The sequence below is a fragment of the Stenotrophomonas sp. 82F1 genome (assembly GCF_056861525.1).
In genome coordinates this window covers 35,115-48,769 of the sequence record NZ_JBSPUD010000013.1, presented here as the reverse complement: position 1 = coordinate 48,769, position 13,655 = coordinate 35,115, and the positions used below count along the sequence as shown (strand labels likewise).

Sequence of the window (13,655 nt, the reverse complement as noted above, 5' to 3'; positions counted from 1 at the left end):
CGCTGTTAAGCCGCCCCAGACGCCGATGGCGCAAGGGCCCTAAGCGATAGAGGAATATGCGACATGGGTCGTGGTTGCCGGCGTAGTGTGCTGTCACCTCAGCGAGGCAATGACGACAGAGCAGCCAAAAGGCGGGCGCAACTGGATGACGCGCACCCGACCCTACGGCGAGATCGCCAGGGTGGACGATCGGAAGGCCCCCGGAACCGAGAACGTGGTGCTGGAGTTCCACGGAGCGAAGATGACTTTCATCGCCAATACCGGCTTGGTTCGGCGGACCAGGCAAGCCATCACGCTGCTGCACCAGCAGGGCTGCCCGCTTTCAGAACGAGCGCAGGCGTTGCTGTTGCCTTCTGGCCCGTAGGTTCGGTGCCGACCCCGCCACCCTGCTCAGGCGCCTCACATCGGCGGCGAAGCTGCATGCTCTACGCGCTCCGCGCGCGAGCACTGCCGATAACAGGGATGGGCGCGCCGATGGCCTCCACATGGCGCTGATGGGCGTCGGCTATTCTCGTGGCGTTAGCCCGAACATGGAATCAACCGCATGCCTCCCTCCGATATGCGCGCCGGATGTGCACAGTGCCGCAATGCGGATCCGCTGCAGTTCGAATTCAGTTACGCATTCCAGCCGATCGTCGATGTGCATGCACGCAAGGTGTTCGCGCATGAAGCGCTGGTCCGCGGTCCGGCCGGAGAGCCCGCAGGTTCGGTGCTGTCACGTATCACCGCGGACAACCGCTATTCGTTCGACCAGGCCTGCCGTGAGAAGGCGATCCGGATCGCGGCGTCGTTGAATCTGCGCTCTCATCTTTCAATCAATTTCCTGCCCAATGCGATCTATCGGCCCGAGGTGTGCATCCGTTCCACGCTGCAAGCTGCGGCTCGGCATGGTTTTCCTGTTGAGCGGATCATCTTTGAAACCGTGGAGGGAGAGCAGATCAGCGATGGAAAATGGTTGGCCGAGATCCTGAGCGAGTACAAACGTATCGGCTTCAAGACGGCCATTGATGATTTCGGTGCCGGTTTTGCCGGCCTGAATCTGCTGGCCGACTTCCAGCCGGACATGGTCAAGCTGGATATGGCGCTGATCCGGGGAATCGACCATAGCCCCTCGCGTCGCGCGATCGTAGCGGGCGTGGTGTCCATGTGCGGGCAACTGGCCATCAATGTCATTGCCGAGGGCATAGAAACCCGCGATGAGGCGCACTGCCTGTCTGATCTCGGCATCAGCCTGATGCAAGGCTACTGGTTCGGTCGGCCGCAGTTCGAGTCTGCCGCCCGCGAGGCTGACATCACCTGGGCAATGTGATCGGCACACGGCGCGTCCGATCCCGGTCAGGTGTGGCCGCCTGAGGCACGCCTGCCTTCGCCATGCCCGTGCCAACCCATGGATTGGCCTGGCAGATCCGGGTATTCGACCCAGGGCCCGTCACGGCTTGGCCTGAAAAGGCGGCAATCGCCCTCGCATCAGCCTTCGCCCGGGTTCCATGGGATGATGCGCTGCCCACCGGACGAACGACCATGCAGAAGCTGACGGACCCCCATCTGCTGGACGACATCGCCGAGATTGGTCGAATCCAGGCCGTGCCGCGCATCCTGGAGACCGTAGCCCACATCACGGGCTCCCGATTCACCGCCATTGCCCGTGTGACCCAGACCACCTGGACCGCCTGCGCCACATTCGACACCCTGGGGTTTGGGCTGGTTCCCGGTGGCCAACTGGTGCTCGAGACAACCATCTGCGATGAGATCAGGCAGTCGGCAACGTCGGTGGTATTTGCGCATGCGAGCAAGCACCCGGTTTACGCCACGCATCACACGCCGCGGATCTACGGGCTCGAGAGTTATGCGTCCGTTCCCATCCATCGGCCGGACGGAAGTTTCTTCGGCACACTCTGCGCGATTGACTCGGCACCGGCCAGCTTCGACGTCGCCCACGTGCAGAGATCCATGGAGCTGCTGGCCGATCTGGTAGGAAGCTACCTCGACAAGGAAGATCGCCTCGAGCGAGCGGAAACTGCGCTCTCCGACGCGCACCGCGTCGCCGACCTGCGCGACCAGTTCATTGCCGTGCTGGGTCATGACCTGCGCAGTCCTCTGCAGGCAATCAGCATCGCTGCGGAGTCTCTGGCATGTGAGCTGAACGCTGAGCGTCAGCAACGAATGCTCGCGCACATCGCTTCAGGCGTTGCGAGAATGGATGGACTGATCAACGACGTGCTTGATTTCGCCAGGGGGCGCCTGGGTGGCGGCATTCCCATCGCGCTGCAGCTGACCAGCACGCTGGAAGAAGACCTGAAAAAGGTTGTGGAAGAGGTGGCCATCGCCACCGGCCGCCAGGACATCAAGGTCCGCATGCAGATGGACGACGGCGTGGTCTGCGATCCGAGCAGATTGGCGCAGCTCCTGGCCAACCTGCTCACCAATGCAGCCGAACACGGAGTGAGCTCGTCGCCAATTGCGCTGACCGTCAACGCCACGCCCGACATGCTTACGCTCGACGTACACAACGACGGACACATTCCATCAGAGAGGATGGACGCCATATTCAGTCCGTTCTCTCGCGAGAAGAGTGAGCAGCCACGGCCCGGCCTCGGCCTCGGCATCTACATTGCGTCGGAGATTGCGCGCGCTCATGGCGGCACGCTGGAGGTGGAGTCCAGCGCGGCCACCGGCACCTTGTTCACGTTCAAGATGCCGCGGCTGGAGCTTGCGTAGCGAAGCACGTCTCGCTGCGCTCCGCCGTGACTGCTTCCTCAGCCTTCACAACCGCGCTTCATTTGCGGGCGTGGCGTGCGTCTTTCTCATCGTCGCCCTTCGCAGCTGCGCGACTCTTCGCGAACTCCGGGAACGTTTCCTCGATCGAGTCCTTGTCCGGCAGCACGTAGAACACGCCGCCCTTCTCGAACGTGGAATGCACGATCTGCTCGTAGAACCCGGGCGAGACGTTGATACAGCCGTGGGTGACGCGGTTGTCGTCCGGCGTGGCGGATGCCAGTCGTTCGCTGCGCTTCTCTTTCGGGGTGCCAGGGGGGAGCGGATGCATCGACACGGCGGAATCGTAGTCGACCCACAGCACGCGTCCGGCGTCGTCGGACGGCCCATAGCCGCCAATGAAACGGCCAGCCGGGGTAGTGCGGTCGTGGCCTGGAATCGCGCTCAGCGCGAGCTTGGCAACGCCGGGCGCCGAGTGATCGCCGATGGCCGAACCAAACAATGCCGGCGCCGCGCCACGCAGCTTGCCGTCACCGCCGAAGACCAGGACCTGTGCAGCGGCCTTGTCCATGATCGCGAACGGATAGCCCTGGTTGTCCTTGCTGGCGACTACCCAGCCGGCCAGTGCAATCACGGTCTCGGATACTTCCTGGCCCTGCGGAAGTTCATCGGCGGCGTTCGCCGCTTCTGCGGCAGGTGCTTCTTTTGCTTCCTTGCCATTCTTGGCACTGGCCACGCTGGTGCCTGCCAATGCCAGCGCGATGGTCAGCGCGGCCGACACGGCCCGGCGTGCAGGGAATGAGTACGTACGAATGGGTCGGCTCCTTCGGATCAAGACCGGGAGGCTGAAAGACACCAGTGGCCGGTGAAGGCCACTGGTGTCTGGTTCAAGCGTTCATCAAAGTGGGTGGGAGAGCGGTTACCCGCGCGGCTTGCGGCCCGGGACCCTTTCGAGCTGCTGGACGCGGCCTTCAATCTGATCCAGACGCTGGTTGGCCTGCTGTGCGGACTGGTTGGCGGATTCGGCGCTCTGCGCCGCGCCCTGCACCTTCACGTCGAGCTGATCGAGACGCGAGTTGATCGTCGCAAATTCGTCTTTGTAGGTGGCGCAAGCACCGAGGCTTACGGTAGCAACGATGGCTACGGTGACGGCACGTGCCGCGTTGATGTGCTGCTTGGTCAGGAACATTCCACTCCCTCCTTCGTCTGGGGAGTCTGGAATATAGCGGCGTTTGTTCCCGCCGCTGCGAAGTGCTTTCAGCTGCAGTTGGAAGACGTGGATGGGCTGTGAAGGTGCGGCAAGCAGCCAACCTTAACAAGCGGGAACACGCGCGCTGTGCTGCATCGGTCGATGCCCTTGCGCCGCTTCGATACAGCCAATTCATCAGGATGAAGCGGGCTCACGCTGTCCTAATGAATGGGCGCAGATGAGCGTCGCGCAACATCGACGCCCGCACCTCACTGCTACACGTGCAGTTCTCCTCGTCGATCAGATGTACGAAGCGGTCATGCCCTTCGTCCTGCGCCCGGCGGGCTGCTACATGACGTATCGAGAGTTCCCTGAACAGGAGCCTCATTCATGTACCGGTCAGTTCAATATTCAGGGCTGATTTCATCAACAAACGGATAATTCACACCTGTCGAACGCCCCTTATCCCTCCCCTCCCGAGGGGCGTTCGACGAAACCAAAATAATTAAAGGTGTATCCCGATGATCAAGAATTCGCTGCTTGCCCTGGGTCTGTTGGCCGCGCTGCCGTTCGCCGCATCGGCTGCCGATGGCCTGTCGTACAACTACGTTGAAGGCGGCTATGTGAACACCGATGCCAAGGGCGGCGACGCTGATGGCTGGGGCGTGAAGGGCTCGGTTGCCGTGCACCCGAACTTCCATGTCTTCGGTGATTACAGCAAGCAGGAAACCGACACCTTCAAGAACGATGTCGCCCAGTGGCGCATCGGTGCCGGCTACAACTACGGCATCGCACCGAACACCGACCTGGTGGCTCGTGTTGCGTACCAGAAGTTTGATATGAAGCACGGCCTGGACTTCAACGGCTACTCCACTGAAGTGGGCGTGCGCACCGCGTTCAACCCGTACCTGGAAGGCTATGCGCTGGCCGGTTACGAGGATTACAGCAAGAAGCACGGTATCAACCCGGACGGCGAGTTCTACGGCCGCGTCGGCGCCACCGCCAAGTTCAACCAGAACTGGGGCCTGAGTGGTGAAGTGAAGCTGGCCAAGGCCGGCGATCGCGAGTGGTTCGTGGGCCCGCGCTTCAGCTGGTAACAAACGCCTGTCGTTAGTGCGTATAACTGGCGTGTGACCTCTCTCCCATACGCCAGTGAAGCCCGGCCTCGTGCCGGGCTTCTCTTTTTCCGGCGTCGCTTTGCCACAATGGGGCATGGGCGATCCCTCCACTCTCGCTGGCACTGGCACGGCCTACCAGGAACACCTGGCGCCTGCGCCGCTGCGTGGCCAGTTCGGCCAGCTCTGGCAGAGCCAGTTGTCGGCCGACGCCAGCGGCAGCATCACCGTGCTGCCGGATGGCTGCGTGGATATCCTCTGGCGTGATGGCGCGTTGTTCGTGGTAGGACCGGACCGTACCGCCGCACATCCGGAGCTGGCGCCCGGTGCGCAGGTGCTGGGCGCGCGTTTCCGGCCAGGGCAGGCATCGGCTGCGCTTGGCATCGACTTGTCCGACGTCGTCGGTCAGGCCGTGCCGCTGATTGAATTCAATGCCCGGTGGGCAACGCAGGTTGCGGCCTCGATCGGTGAGGCCGCGCCTGAGCAGCGCCTGCAACGCTTGGCCGACAGCCTGCAACAGAACATGCCTGCGGCCGTGGCGGACGAACAGACGAAACGTGCGCATGCGCTGTTCGCGCACGCTGCCAGGGGCGACGCCAGCATCGATGCACTCGCCACACATCTGGCGATGAGCCCGCGCACCCTGCGTCGCTTCAGCCAGGCGCAGTTCGGTTACGGGGCAAAGTCACTGGAGCGGATCCTGCGCCTGCAACGGTTCCTGCGCTGCAGCCAGGCGCAGCCCGCGCACAGCCTGGCGATGCTGGCCGCAGAGGCAGGCTATGCCGATCAGGCGCATCTCAGCCGCGAGGCCCGCGAGCTGTCCGGCCTGACCGCCAGTGCGCTGCGCCAGGAGTGGGGGCGTTGATGGCCGTTTCGTTCAAGACCGCAGCCCAACGCTGACCGATGCTGTGCGCTCCAACCACGGAGTCGCACCATGAGCCACGCAGACACCACCGCTGCCGAACGCCGCATCGACAACATCGAATTCAACGTCGCCGACATCGCCCGCAGCAAACAGTTCTATGGGCAGGTCTTCGGCTGGTCTTTCACCGACTACGGCCCGGCCTATACCGAGTTCGACGATGGTCGCCTCAAAGGGGGTTTCGTCGCTGACGAGGCGGTGACAGCCACGGGAGGCGCGCTGGTGATTCTTTACTGTTCGGATCTGGCAGATGCACAGCAGCGCATCCTCGCCGCCGGCGGTGAGATCGTGCAGGACGTGTTCGCTTTCCCCGGTGGCCGTCGCTTTCACTTCCGCGATCTGGACGGTTACGTGCTGGCGGTGTGGAGCGATGCCACCTGATGTGCGGTCAGCAGCGCGATGCCTCTGGGCGCGCGCTGCCTCTACAATCCGCCAATGGAAACGCACATCGACGCCTACGTGAGGCAGGCCGACGGCAACTGCATCAAGGTGATGTTGTTGAACGGCCGCCCGCGGACCTCGCTGCAGGCGCTGGGATTCACCGCTGGCGAGGCAGACACCCTCACCCTGCCGGTCGCCGACGACGCAGCCAAGGCCACCGTCTTCATCCGTCTGCGTGGCCTCGGCGTAGCCTTCTCGGCGGGCAGGGAGTGGTGCCCGGCCGACGTGTTCGAACACTTTCGCGATGGCGGCTTGCTGCAGGGCGCCTACCTCCGGGTTGCGTGGCGCGCGCCGCAACAGTTCACCGTGACCACGGCGTAGCCGCACAGGATGGACGTGATCGAAATCGCCGGGGCGCATCTGCTGCGCGATGCGGCGGATGGCTGGCAGCTGCTGGACGCTGTTGTCTCCCAGGACGGCATCCGGCTGGTCTGCATCCATGCTGTCGGGCAGAGCTTCCGCGTCCAGCGTTTCCTGCGCGGACACATGCTGCCGCAATGGCAGGGAGAGTGGTGGCTGCAGCAGCCGGAGCATTCGATCACCGACAGCGAACAGCGGGCACGCGCGCTCGCCAACGAATGGCTCACGCTCGCCGCGAACTGAGAACCGCTCCGTCGCCGGCAAGGCCGTTCCGCTATGATCGCCCGCACATCGCCGCATGCGGTGTGCCCGCCTCAAGCCAGCAGGAACTGCCGTGAACGCCCAGCCCGCCCCCATCACCGCCCTCAACCACACGCTCGACAACGAGCCGCAGCAGATCACCGCGCCGCTGACCCATTCGGCCGCGTTCCTGGTGCTGACGGTGAAGGACGATGAAGCGTCGCTGGCGAAAGTGCGCGAGGTGCTGGCCAGCACCGATGACCTGATCAAGAACACCGCCATCCGCGATATCGAGCGCACCTTCACCTGCAACGTGGCCATCGGCCACCGCGTGTGGGCGCCGCTGGTGGGCAGCACGCCGCCGCGCGAGTTGAAGCCGTTCCAGGAAGTGAAGGGGGCGACCCACACGGCAGTCTCCACGCCGGGCGACCTGCTGTACCACATCCGTGCACGCACGATGGACCTGATCGTGGCGTTCGAGAAGAACCTGCTGCTGGCCTTTGGTGATGCCGTGGAAGCGGTGGATGACGTGGCCGGTTTTCGCTACTTCGACGGCCGCGACCTGCTCGATTTCGTCGACGGCACCGCCAACCCTGAGGGACTGTCGCTGCCGGCGGCGACCATCGTCGGCGACGAGGATCCCGACCATGCCGGTGGCAGCTACGTGGTGGTGCAGAAGTACCTGCACAACCTCGATGCCTGGCGTGCGCAGAAGACCGAAGCGCAGGAAGCGATCATCGGCCGCACCAAGCACGACAACATCGAACTGGACGACGCGCCGGCCGACGCGCAGAAGTCGCACAAGACGCTGTGCACCATCGAGGATGCCGACGGCGAGCACGAGATCCTGCGCGACAACATGCCGTTCGCCAATCCGGGGCGCGGCGAGTACGGCACCTATTTCATCGGCTACACGCGTCGGCTGTGGGTGATCGAGCAGATGCTGGAACGGATGTTCATCGGCAATCCCGCGCCGCTGCACGACCGCATCCTCGATTTCTCCACCGCGACCACCGGCGTCACCTTCTTCGCCCCCTCGCGCAAGGTGCTGGCCGACCTGGGCGACTGATCACGCCGGGTGGGGCAGCCAGGTAGATCCACGCCATGCGTGGATGGATCAACCGGTTGCCCAGAACGGCCACGCATGGCGTGGCTCTACTGCGGCGTCCGCCATCTGCCTGTCATCTACAGCGCCGACCATGATGCGTTGGACGGCAGTGGAGGCGTGGGTGATGGTTTCTGCAGGCAACAGGCGCAGCACGCGCCGTGGCTGGCGCCCGTTGGCATGGTTGCTGGGCCTGCTGGCGCTGGGCAGCGCCAACGTGTCCGCACAGGACGCGCCTGCGCATTGGATGGCCTATGCCGCCTCCGTCAGCGGCGAACTGCAGCAGCGCCTGCAGCAGGAACAGGATCCACGCGCCCAGCGCCTGCTGGCCTGGCTGCAGGAGCATCCCGATACGCCGGCACCGTTGGTGGTGAGCGTGTGGATCGCCCGCGATGGCGCGATCTCCAAACTGGAATTCGACAGCCTGGGTGATGCCCAGGTGGATGCCGACCTGCGTGCGACGCTGCAGGCCACGGCGTTGCCGGCGGCGCCGCCGAAGGACATGCGCCAACCGCTGCGCTTGGGGCTGGTGCTGACCCAGTAGATCCACGCCATGCGTGGATCGCGTGCCGATTGCCCACAACAGCCACGCATGGCGAGGCTCTACTGTGTGTCTCCGCATGCGTGGCTGCGTTTGGCACGTGCCAACCAAGGTTGGCGACTACCAGTAGATCCACGCCATGCGTGGATGGCGCGACGGTCGCCCCACAACAGCCACGCATGGCGTGGCGCTACCGCGTTGCCAACTGCGGTTCCCGTGCGGCGGCACGCCACGCCCGCAGCCCGAACAGCGCCAGGCCCAGGAAGAACACGTACAACGCAGCAGTCACGTGCAGCGACTTGAACAGGTACGCGCCCACGTAGACCACGTCCACCACGATCCACACCCACCAGCAGGCGGCGTGTCGGCGTGCCTGCCACCATTGCCCGACCAGGCTCAGCGCGGTCAGCATCGCGTCCAGCCACGGCAGCGCCGCGTCGGTGAAGGTGTGCATGCCGGCGCCAAGCGCGACGCCGCCACACAGGCCGATGGCGAGGTCGCGCAGCATCGTGCCGCGCGCCAGCGGCACGATGCGGATGCTGCCTTCATCGGCCGCGTGCTGGCGCCAGTTGATCCAGCCGTAGACCAGGAAACCACCGAAGGCGACCTGCAGCAGCGTGTCCGAGTACAGCTTGGCCTCGGCGAACACTGCGCCATACAGCGCGACCGACAGCAGGCCGACCGGCCACGCGGCCAGCCGCCGCTTCGCCATCAGCCACACCCCGAGGATGCTGAAGAGGGCCGCAGTCCACTCGAGCGCCACGCCGCTCACAGCGCGAACGTCACCGACAGGCGAGCCTGTCGCGGCGCACCCGGGAACAGGTAGTAGTCACCGCCGCTGCTGCCGGTGTCGCGCCAGTAGAAGCGGTTGAACAGGTTGTCCACCGACAGGTTCCAGGTCACGGCACGCCCGTGCAGGCGGTGCTGGAAGCGCAGGCCAGCGTCGAACACCGAGTAGTCCGGTGCGCGCACACCGCCGTCGGCGCGGGCGACGTTGGCGGCGGCATAGCGCCAGCCACCGGTCACATCCAGGCCTTCAACGAACGGCAGCGCGTAGGCCAGGTGCACGCTGGCGCGCATCTTCGGCACATTCACCAGCTGATGGCCTTCATAGACCGGGGTGCCGGTGTCGCGGGCGCGCGCCTGCAGCACGCTGGCGCTGGCGACGATCTGCAGCGCATCGGTCAGCTGGCCGTTGGCGGTCAGTTCCAGCCCGGTATGGGTCTGCTGGCCTTCTTCGACGAAGGTGTAGCCGGCATCACTGCCGTCGGGCTTTGCGTACTGGTAGGGCTGGGTGGTGCGGAACACCGCGGCACCCAGGGTGAGGGCGTCCACCGGCACGTACTTCACACCCACTTCCAGCTGCCGCGACTGCATCGACGGCAGGAAGGTATCGGCGTTGGACGTCCAGAACGGTGCTTCCTGGCCCAGCGAAATGCCGCGCACGTAGCTGGCGTAGGCGTTGAGCTGGTCGGTGGCCTTCCACACCAGCGCGGTCTGCGGCAGGAAGCGCGACAGGCGGCTGTGGCGTTGCGGCGTGCCGCGCTTGTCATAGGCGCGCTCGTCCAGGCGCACGAAGCGGCCGCCGGCCAGCCACTGCCAGTCATCGCCGAAGCTCATCCGGTCCAGCGCGAAGAACGCGGTCTGGCGGCTGTCCAGGCGTCGTGCCGATGCACCCGGCATTTTCGGTGAGGGCTCGAACACCGGCACCTGCGCATCGTGGATGTTGCTGGTGCCGACGTACTCGTTGACGCTCGGGCGCTTGTCGACGGTGCGGCGGAAGTAATCGGCGCCGATGCTCAGCTGATGGCCGACGCTGCCGGTGTCGAAGCTGCCACGCAGTTCGGCACGCGCCTGCTGGTTGCGGCGGGTGTCATCCGGGCTGCGGTAGTCGTAGATGTCGTAGTCGCCGTTGGGGGCGAAATAGTTGCCCGGCACGCTGCCGTCTGCGCACCCTGCGGTGTAGTAGCAGCCATAGGCGAAGGCGACGTTGTCATCGATCACCGACCGGCTGTGACCGATCGACAGCCGCGACTGCCAGGCGTCGTTGAAGTCGTAGGTGTGCAGGGCGGTGATGTTGGTGCTGGCGATGTCCACCGGCCGCTGCCACGGCTGGTAGCCGAGCAGGCGCTCGCGGTCGACGCCGCGCGGCAGCTCGCGCGCGCCCAGCAGCTGGAAGCCGGACACCGAGCGCTGCGCGCTGGTCTGGTAGTTGGCATCCACTTCCAGCTTGCCGTGTTCGCCGATCAGCCAGTCGGTGGCCAGCGAATAGAAGTTGCGGCGGCCGTCGGCATGCTCGACGTAGGAATCACTGGCATCCCAGGCGGCATTGAAGCGGACGCCGAAGCGCGGGGTCAGCCAGTGGCCGACATCCACGGCGGCATAGCGCGAGCCTTCCGAATCCGTGCCCAGAGTGACCGTGCGCACTTCCGCCGGGCGCTTGCCCACGTAGTTGATGATGCCGCCGGGTGCCATCACGCCAGCCGCGAGGCCGGCTTCGCCCTTCAGGATCTGCACTTCCTGGATGTTCTCCAGCGCCAGGCGCTGTTCGCCGGCGATGGACATGCCGTTGAAGCGGTAGCCGGTGGCCGCGTCCAGCGCGAAGCCGCGGATGGCGATGTTCTGGTAGTAGCCCACCGGCGCATAGGCATCGCCCAGCGAGGCGTCATTGCTGGCCAGCTCGGACAGCGAACGCACCTGGCGGCGGTCGAGGTAGTCGCGCTCCAGCACATTCACCGAAGCGGGCGTGTCCTTCCAGGAGCCGCCACCGAAGGCGTTGACGCGCGAGGTGTCGGTGGCCGGCTTGCCGGCCTGCACGCGCACTGCCGCCAGATCGGTGGGCGAGGACGGCGGAGCATCAACGGCGTCGGTGCCTGCCTCGCTGGCGTACAGCGGCAGGGCAGCGCAGAGGGCAAGGGCGAGCAGGGTGGGGCGCAGGCAGCGGTTCATTCGATTCGTCTTCAGACAACAAGGGAGACGAAGCGACGGCGCGCAGGTGCACCGGCCCATGACGGGGGTGTGGCTGCGGCTCAAAGCTCCCTACGCCGGTGCAAACCGGATCAGGTTCCAAGGGACTCTCTCAGCCTGGCAGATCCAGGCACCCCCGCTTCAGGTGACCATTTCACTACAAATGGTACGGATTTGCGAGCTACCGCCCTTCAGCCGGGGTCAGATCCCTTTCCAGCGGAAAGGGATCTGACCCCGGCCGAGCGCATCATCGACGCATGGCGTCGATCTACTCGGTACCCAGCGGGTTGGGGGGCTCGCGGCTTACGCGGCGGCGTGCAGGGCCGCCAGCAGGGCCTGGCCGGGGCCCGTGGCGAACCAGGCCGGATGCCCGAGCATGAACGGTTGCCAGGCGACGTCGGCATTCGCGGTGGAGCCGGTGACGCCCTCGAAGTACTCCACTTCGGACAGAGCGAAGTCGAAATGCACCATCGGCAGCAGGTCGGCCAGCAGGTGCACGCGCTTGGGCGACAGCGGCAGTTCCTGCCGGTAGCCGTCCAGCAGGGCCAGGGCGATATCGATGCGTACCGCGTCGGTGCCGCGCTCCAGCTGCAGCCAGGCCACCGCGTTGCGTTCGATCGCAGTGGCCAGGTCGAACAGCGCGCTGGTTGGTGAGGCCAGGCCGAAATCGAGCACCGTGGCAATCGTGCCGTCGTCGTTCCACAGCAGGTTGGAGACGTGCCAGTCGTTGTGCGCCCACAGCCGTTGTTCGTCCTGCAGGCGCGCGGCCAGGCCATGGTGCCAGGGCAGCACATCGCGGTGCAGCTGTTCTTCCCAGGGAATGCGCGCCAGGTAGCGGGCCAACCCGGGGCGGTTGCCGAGGTCGGCCTTCAGCGCAGCGATCGGGTCATCGGCGCGGATCAGGTCGTCGCGTGCCACCAGCAGATGGGTACTGCGTTGCGGGGCGTGGTAGCCGGCTGCCGCGCGGTGCAGCGTGGCCAGCATGCGCCCTGCCTCGCGGGCCTGGGCGACGTCGGTCAGCGGTGACCATGACGGCAGCTCGCGATACAGGTCCATGCCGGCGCCCACCGCATGCAGTTCGTAGGTCCACTGGCCGTGTTCGAGTGCGGTGCGGCCCTCGTTGCTGGCCAGTACCTGCACTACCGGCATGCCGGCAGTCGCCAGATGCGCGATGAAACGGTGTTCCTCTTCCAGGCTTCCCGCACTGCGCACACTGTGGTGGTGGCGCTTGATGAAGACCGGACCGCGCGTGCCGTCGACGATGGCCGCGGCCGACAACGGACGCGGGCTGTGCCAGCGCAGCGTGCTGTCCGCGCCCAGCTGCGGAAAGTGGCCACGCAGCCAGGTGATCTCCTGCGCGTCGATCGCCGGCCAGTCGGCGGCGACCTCGTCGTTGTTGAGGCCCTGCACGCGATGGGGGGAAGAAGTCATGCCACGGCCGCTGGTGAGTAAAGGAACATCCAAGGCTGCGCATTCAACGCCATGGACGCCACAGACGCAAACGGGCGGGTCATCGACCCGCCCGTCAGGGACATCATGTGCGGCCTGCGGCCGGCACGCTTACCAGCCGCGATGGCGGCCGCGGTCGTGGTAGTAACGGTTGTCATGGCGCTCGCGCTGCCAGCGACGGTCATCGCGGCGGTCGTAGCCATAACCCCGGTTGTAGCCCCGGTCATAACGGCGATCGTAGCCACGATCGTAACGGCGGTCATAGCGCCCGTCGTAGCGGCGATCATGGCGGTCGGAGGTGGTCAGGTTGCCGATGGCGCCGCCGGCAACCGCGCCGCCGACGGTGGCGGCCGGGTCGCCGTTGGAGATCAGGTGACCCGCCACACCGCCGACGACGGCACCGACCACGGTGCGCTTGTCCTTCCTCGACATCGCGCTGGCATCACTGACCACGGCCACGCCGGCAAGAAGTGCCAGGGCCATCGCCAGACCACGGAAGCTGAGTGCGGAAGTGCTGAGCATGTTGGGTTCTCCTGTGAGGTGCATGCCACGGTGGGCAGGGAGGGCGCTGGGCGCCCCGGCTGCCGTAGGGACCACGCTGGTGCCCGGAC

General features: G+C 65.4%; 16 protein-coding genes and 1 riboswitch. Of the genes, 10 read left to right on the top strand and 6 right to left on the bottom strand.

Annotated features, from left to right (window positions below):
• The first annotated feature begins 109 nt into the window (after positions 1–109).
• The 3 genes from AC13GI_RS13645 (at position 110) to AC13GI_RS13635 (ending at position 2,718) form a co-directional block, all read left to right on the top strand.
• On the top strand, positions 110–364 hold the full coding sequence (locus AC13GI_RS13645; protein ID WP_482996574.1) for a hypothetical protein: 255 nt from the start codon (positions 110–112) through the stop codon (positions 362–364).
• 180 nt (positions 365–544) lie between these two features.
• Complete coding sequence (locus AC13GI_RS13640) at positions 545–1,309, top strand: EAL domain-containing protein (protein WP_482996573.1); 765 nt, start codon at positions 545–547, stop codon at positions 1,307–1,309.
• 212 nt (positions 1,310–1,521) lie between these two features.
• Complete coding sequence (locus tag AC13GI_RS13635; protein WP_482996572.1) at positions 1,522–2,718, top strand: GAF domain-containing sensor histidine kinase; 1,197 nt, start codon at positions 1,522–1,524, stop codon at positions 2,716–2,718.
• 58 nt (positions 2,719–2,776) lie between these two features.
• On the opposite strand, the gene AC13GI_RS13630 is transcribed toward AC13GI_RS13635, so the two are convergent.
• Together AC13GI_RS13630 and AC13GI_RS13625 are read right to left on the bottom strand one after the other, a co-directional pair.
• The gene (locus AC13GI_RS13630) at positions 2,777–3,478 is read right to left on the bottom strand and encodes a hypothetical protein (RefSeq protein ID WP_482996604.1); all 702 of its coding nucleotides are present in this window, start codon (positions 3,476–3,478) and stop codon (positions 2,777–2,779) included.
• A gap of 156 nt (positions 3,479–3,634) precedes the next feature.
• Entirely contained in the window at positions 3,635–3,904 is a 270-nt protein-coding gene (locus AC13GI_RS13625) for a hypothetical protein (RefSeq protein WP_099819538.1), read from the bottom strand.
• Between the two features lie 524 nt (positions 3,905–4,428).
• On the opposite strand from AC13GI_RS13625, the gene AC13GI_RS13620 reads away from it, so the two are divergent.
• The 7 genes from AC13GI_RS13620 (at position 4,429) to AC13GI_RS13590 (ending at position 8,631) form a co-directional block, all read left to right on the top strand.
• A complete protein-coding gene (locus AC13GI_RS13620) occupies positions 4,429–5,001 on the top strand; it encodes an OmpO family porin (protein ID WP_176022450.1) in 573 nt (190 codons plus the stop codon).
• A 115-nt stretch (positions 5,002–5,116) separates the two neighbouring features.
• Complete coding sequence (locus AC13GI_RS13615; RefSeq protein ID WP_482996571.1) at positions 5,117–5,884, top strand: DUF6597 domain-containing transcriptional factor; 768 nt, start codon at positions 5,117–5,119, stop codon at positions 5,882–5,884.
• A gap of 69 nt (positions 5,885–5,953) precedes the next feature.
• Entirely contained in the window at positions 5,954–6,322 is a 369-nt protein-coding gene (locus AC13GI_RS13610) for a VOC family protein (protein ID WP_482996570.1), read from the top strand.
• Positions 6,323–6,376: 54 nt separating this feature from the next.
• On the top strand, positions 6,377–6,703 hold the full coding sequence (locus AC13GI_RS13605; protein WP_482996569.1) for a hypothetical protein: 327 nt from the start codon (positions 6,377–6,379) through the stop codon (positions 6,701–6,703).
• Positions 6,704–6,718: 15 nt separating this feature from the next.
• Complete coding sequence (locus AC13GI_RS13600; RefSeq protein WP_482996568.1) at positions 6,719–6,985, top strand: hypothetical protein; 267 nt, start codon at positions 6,719–6,721, stop codon at positions 6,983–6,985.
• Positions 6,986–7,076: 91 nt separating this feature from the next.
• A complete protein-coding gene (locus AC13GI_RS13595; RefSeq protein ID WP_482996567.1) occupies positions 7,077–8,051 on the top strand; it encodes a Dyp-type peroxidase in 975 nt (324 codons plus the stop codon).
• A 163-nt stretch (positions 8,052–8,214) separates the two neighbouring features.
• Positions 8,215–8,631, top strand: coding sequence for a hypothetical protein (locus AC13GI_RS13590; RefSeq protein WP_482996603.1), 417 nt, complete (start codon positions 8,215–8,217; stop codon positions 8,629–8,631).
• 187 nt (positions 8,632–8,818) lie between these two features.
• Here AC13GI_RS13590 and pnuC read toward each other — a convergent pair whose 3' ends face one another.
• The 4 genes from pnuC to AC13GI_RS13570 form a co-directional block, all read right to left on the bottom strand.
• Positions 8,819–9,400 carry a nicotinamide riboside transporter PnuC gene (gene pnuC, locus AC13GI_RS13585; RefSeq protein ID WP_099819546.1) on the bottom strand — a complete coding sequence of 194 codons (582 nt, stop codon included), beginning with the start codon at positions 9,398–9,400 and terminating at the stop codon, positions 8,819–8,821.
• Positions 9,397–11,577 carry a TonB-dependent siderophore receptor gene (locus AC13GI_RS13580; protein ID WP_482996566.1) on the bottom strand — a complete coding sequence of 727 codons (2,181 nt, stop codon included), beginning with the start codon at positions 11,575–11,577 and terminating at the stop codon, positions 9,397–9,399. Before AC13GI_RS13580 ends, pnuC begins: the two co-directional genes overlap by 4 nt.
• A 70-nt stretch (positions 11,578–11,647) precedes the next feature.
• A riboswitch (TPP riboswitch) is annotated at positions 11,648–11,743 on the bottom strand.
• Between the two features lie 155 nt (positions 11,744–11,898).
• On the bottom strand, positions 11,899–13,026 hold the full coding sequence (locus tag AC13GI_RS13575; protein WP_482996565.1) for a phosphotransferase enzyme family protein: 1,128 nt from the start codon (positions 13,024–13,026) through the stop codon (positions 11,899–11,901).
• A gap of 129 nt (positions 13,027–13,155) precedes the next feature.
• Positions 13,156–13,566, bottom strand: coding sequence for a glycine zipper 2TM domain-containing protein (locus AC13GI_RS13570; protein ID WP_059063181.1), 411 nt, complete (start codon positions 13,564–13,566; stop codon positions 13,156–13,158).
• Between the last annotated feature and the right edge of the window lie 89 nt (positions 13,567–13,655).

Bases quoted from the DNA above. Each gene is read 5' to 3' on its own strand.
- AC13GI_RS13605 (WP_482996569.1), top strand. From the start codon at position 6,377: ATGGAAACGCACATCGACGCCTACGTGAGGCAGGCCGACGGCAACTGC.
- AC13GI_RS13580 (WP_482996566.1), bottom strand. From the start codon at position 11,577: ATGAACCGCTGCCTGCGCCCCACCCTGCTCGCCCTTGCCCTCTGCGCT.
- AC13GI_RS13615 (WP_482996571.1), top strand. From the start codon at position 5,117: ATGGGCGATCCCTCCACTCTCGCTGGCACTGGCACGGCCTACCAGGAA.
- AC13GI_RS13645 (WP_482996574.1), top strand. From the start codon at position 110: ATGACGACAGAGCAGCCAAAAGGCGGGCGCAACTGGATGACGCGCACC.
- AC13GI_RS13625 (WP_099819538.1), bottom strand. From the start codon at position 3,904: ATGTTCCTGACCAAGCAGCACATCAACGCGGCACGTGCCGTCACCGTA.
- AC13GI_RS13610 (WP_482996570.1), top strand. From the start codon at position 5,954: ATGAGCCACGCAGACACCACCGCTGCCGAACGCCGCATCGACAACATC.
- AC13GI_RS13640 (WP_482996573.1), top strand. From the start codon at position 545: ATGCCTCCCTCCGATATGCGCGCCGGATGTGCACAGTGCCGCAATGCG.
- AC13GI_RS13590 (WP_482996603.1), top strand. From the start codon at position 8,215: ATGGTTTCTGCAGGCAACAGGCGCAGCACGCGCCGTGGCTGGCGCCCG.
- AC13GI_RS13570 (WP_059063181.1), bottom strand. From the start codon at position 13,566: ATGCTCAGCACTTCCGCACTCAGCTTCCGTGGTCTGGCGATGGCCCTG.
- AC13GI_RS13575 (WP_482996565.1), bottom strand. From the start codon at position 13,026: ATGACTTCTTCCCCCCATCGCGTGCAGGGCCTCAACAACGACGAGGTC.
- AC13GI_RS13635 (WP_482996572.1), top strand. From the start codon at position 1,522: ATGCAGAAGCTGACGGACCCCCATCTGCTGGACGACATCGCCGAGATT.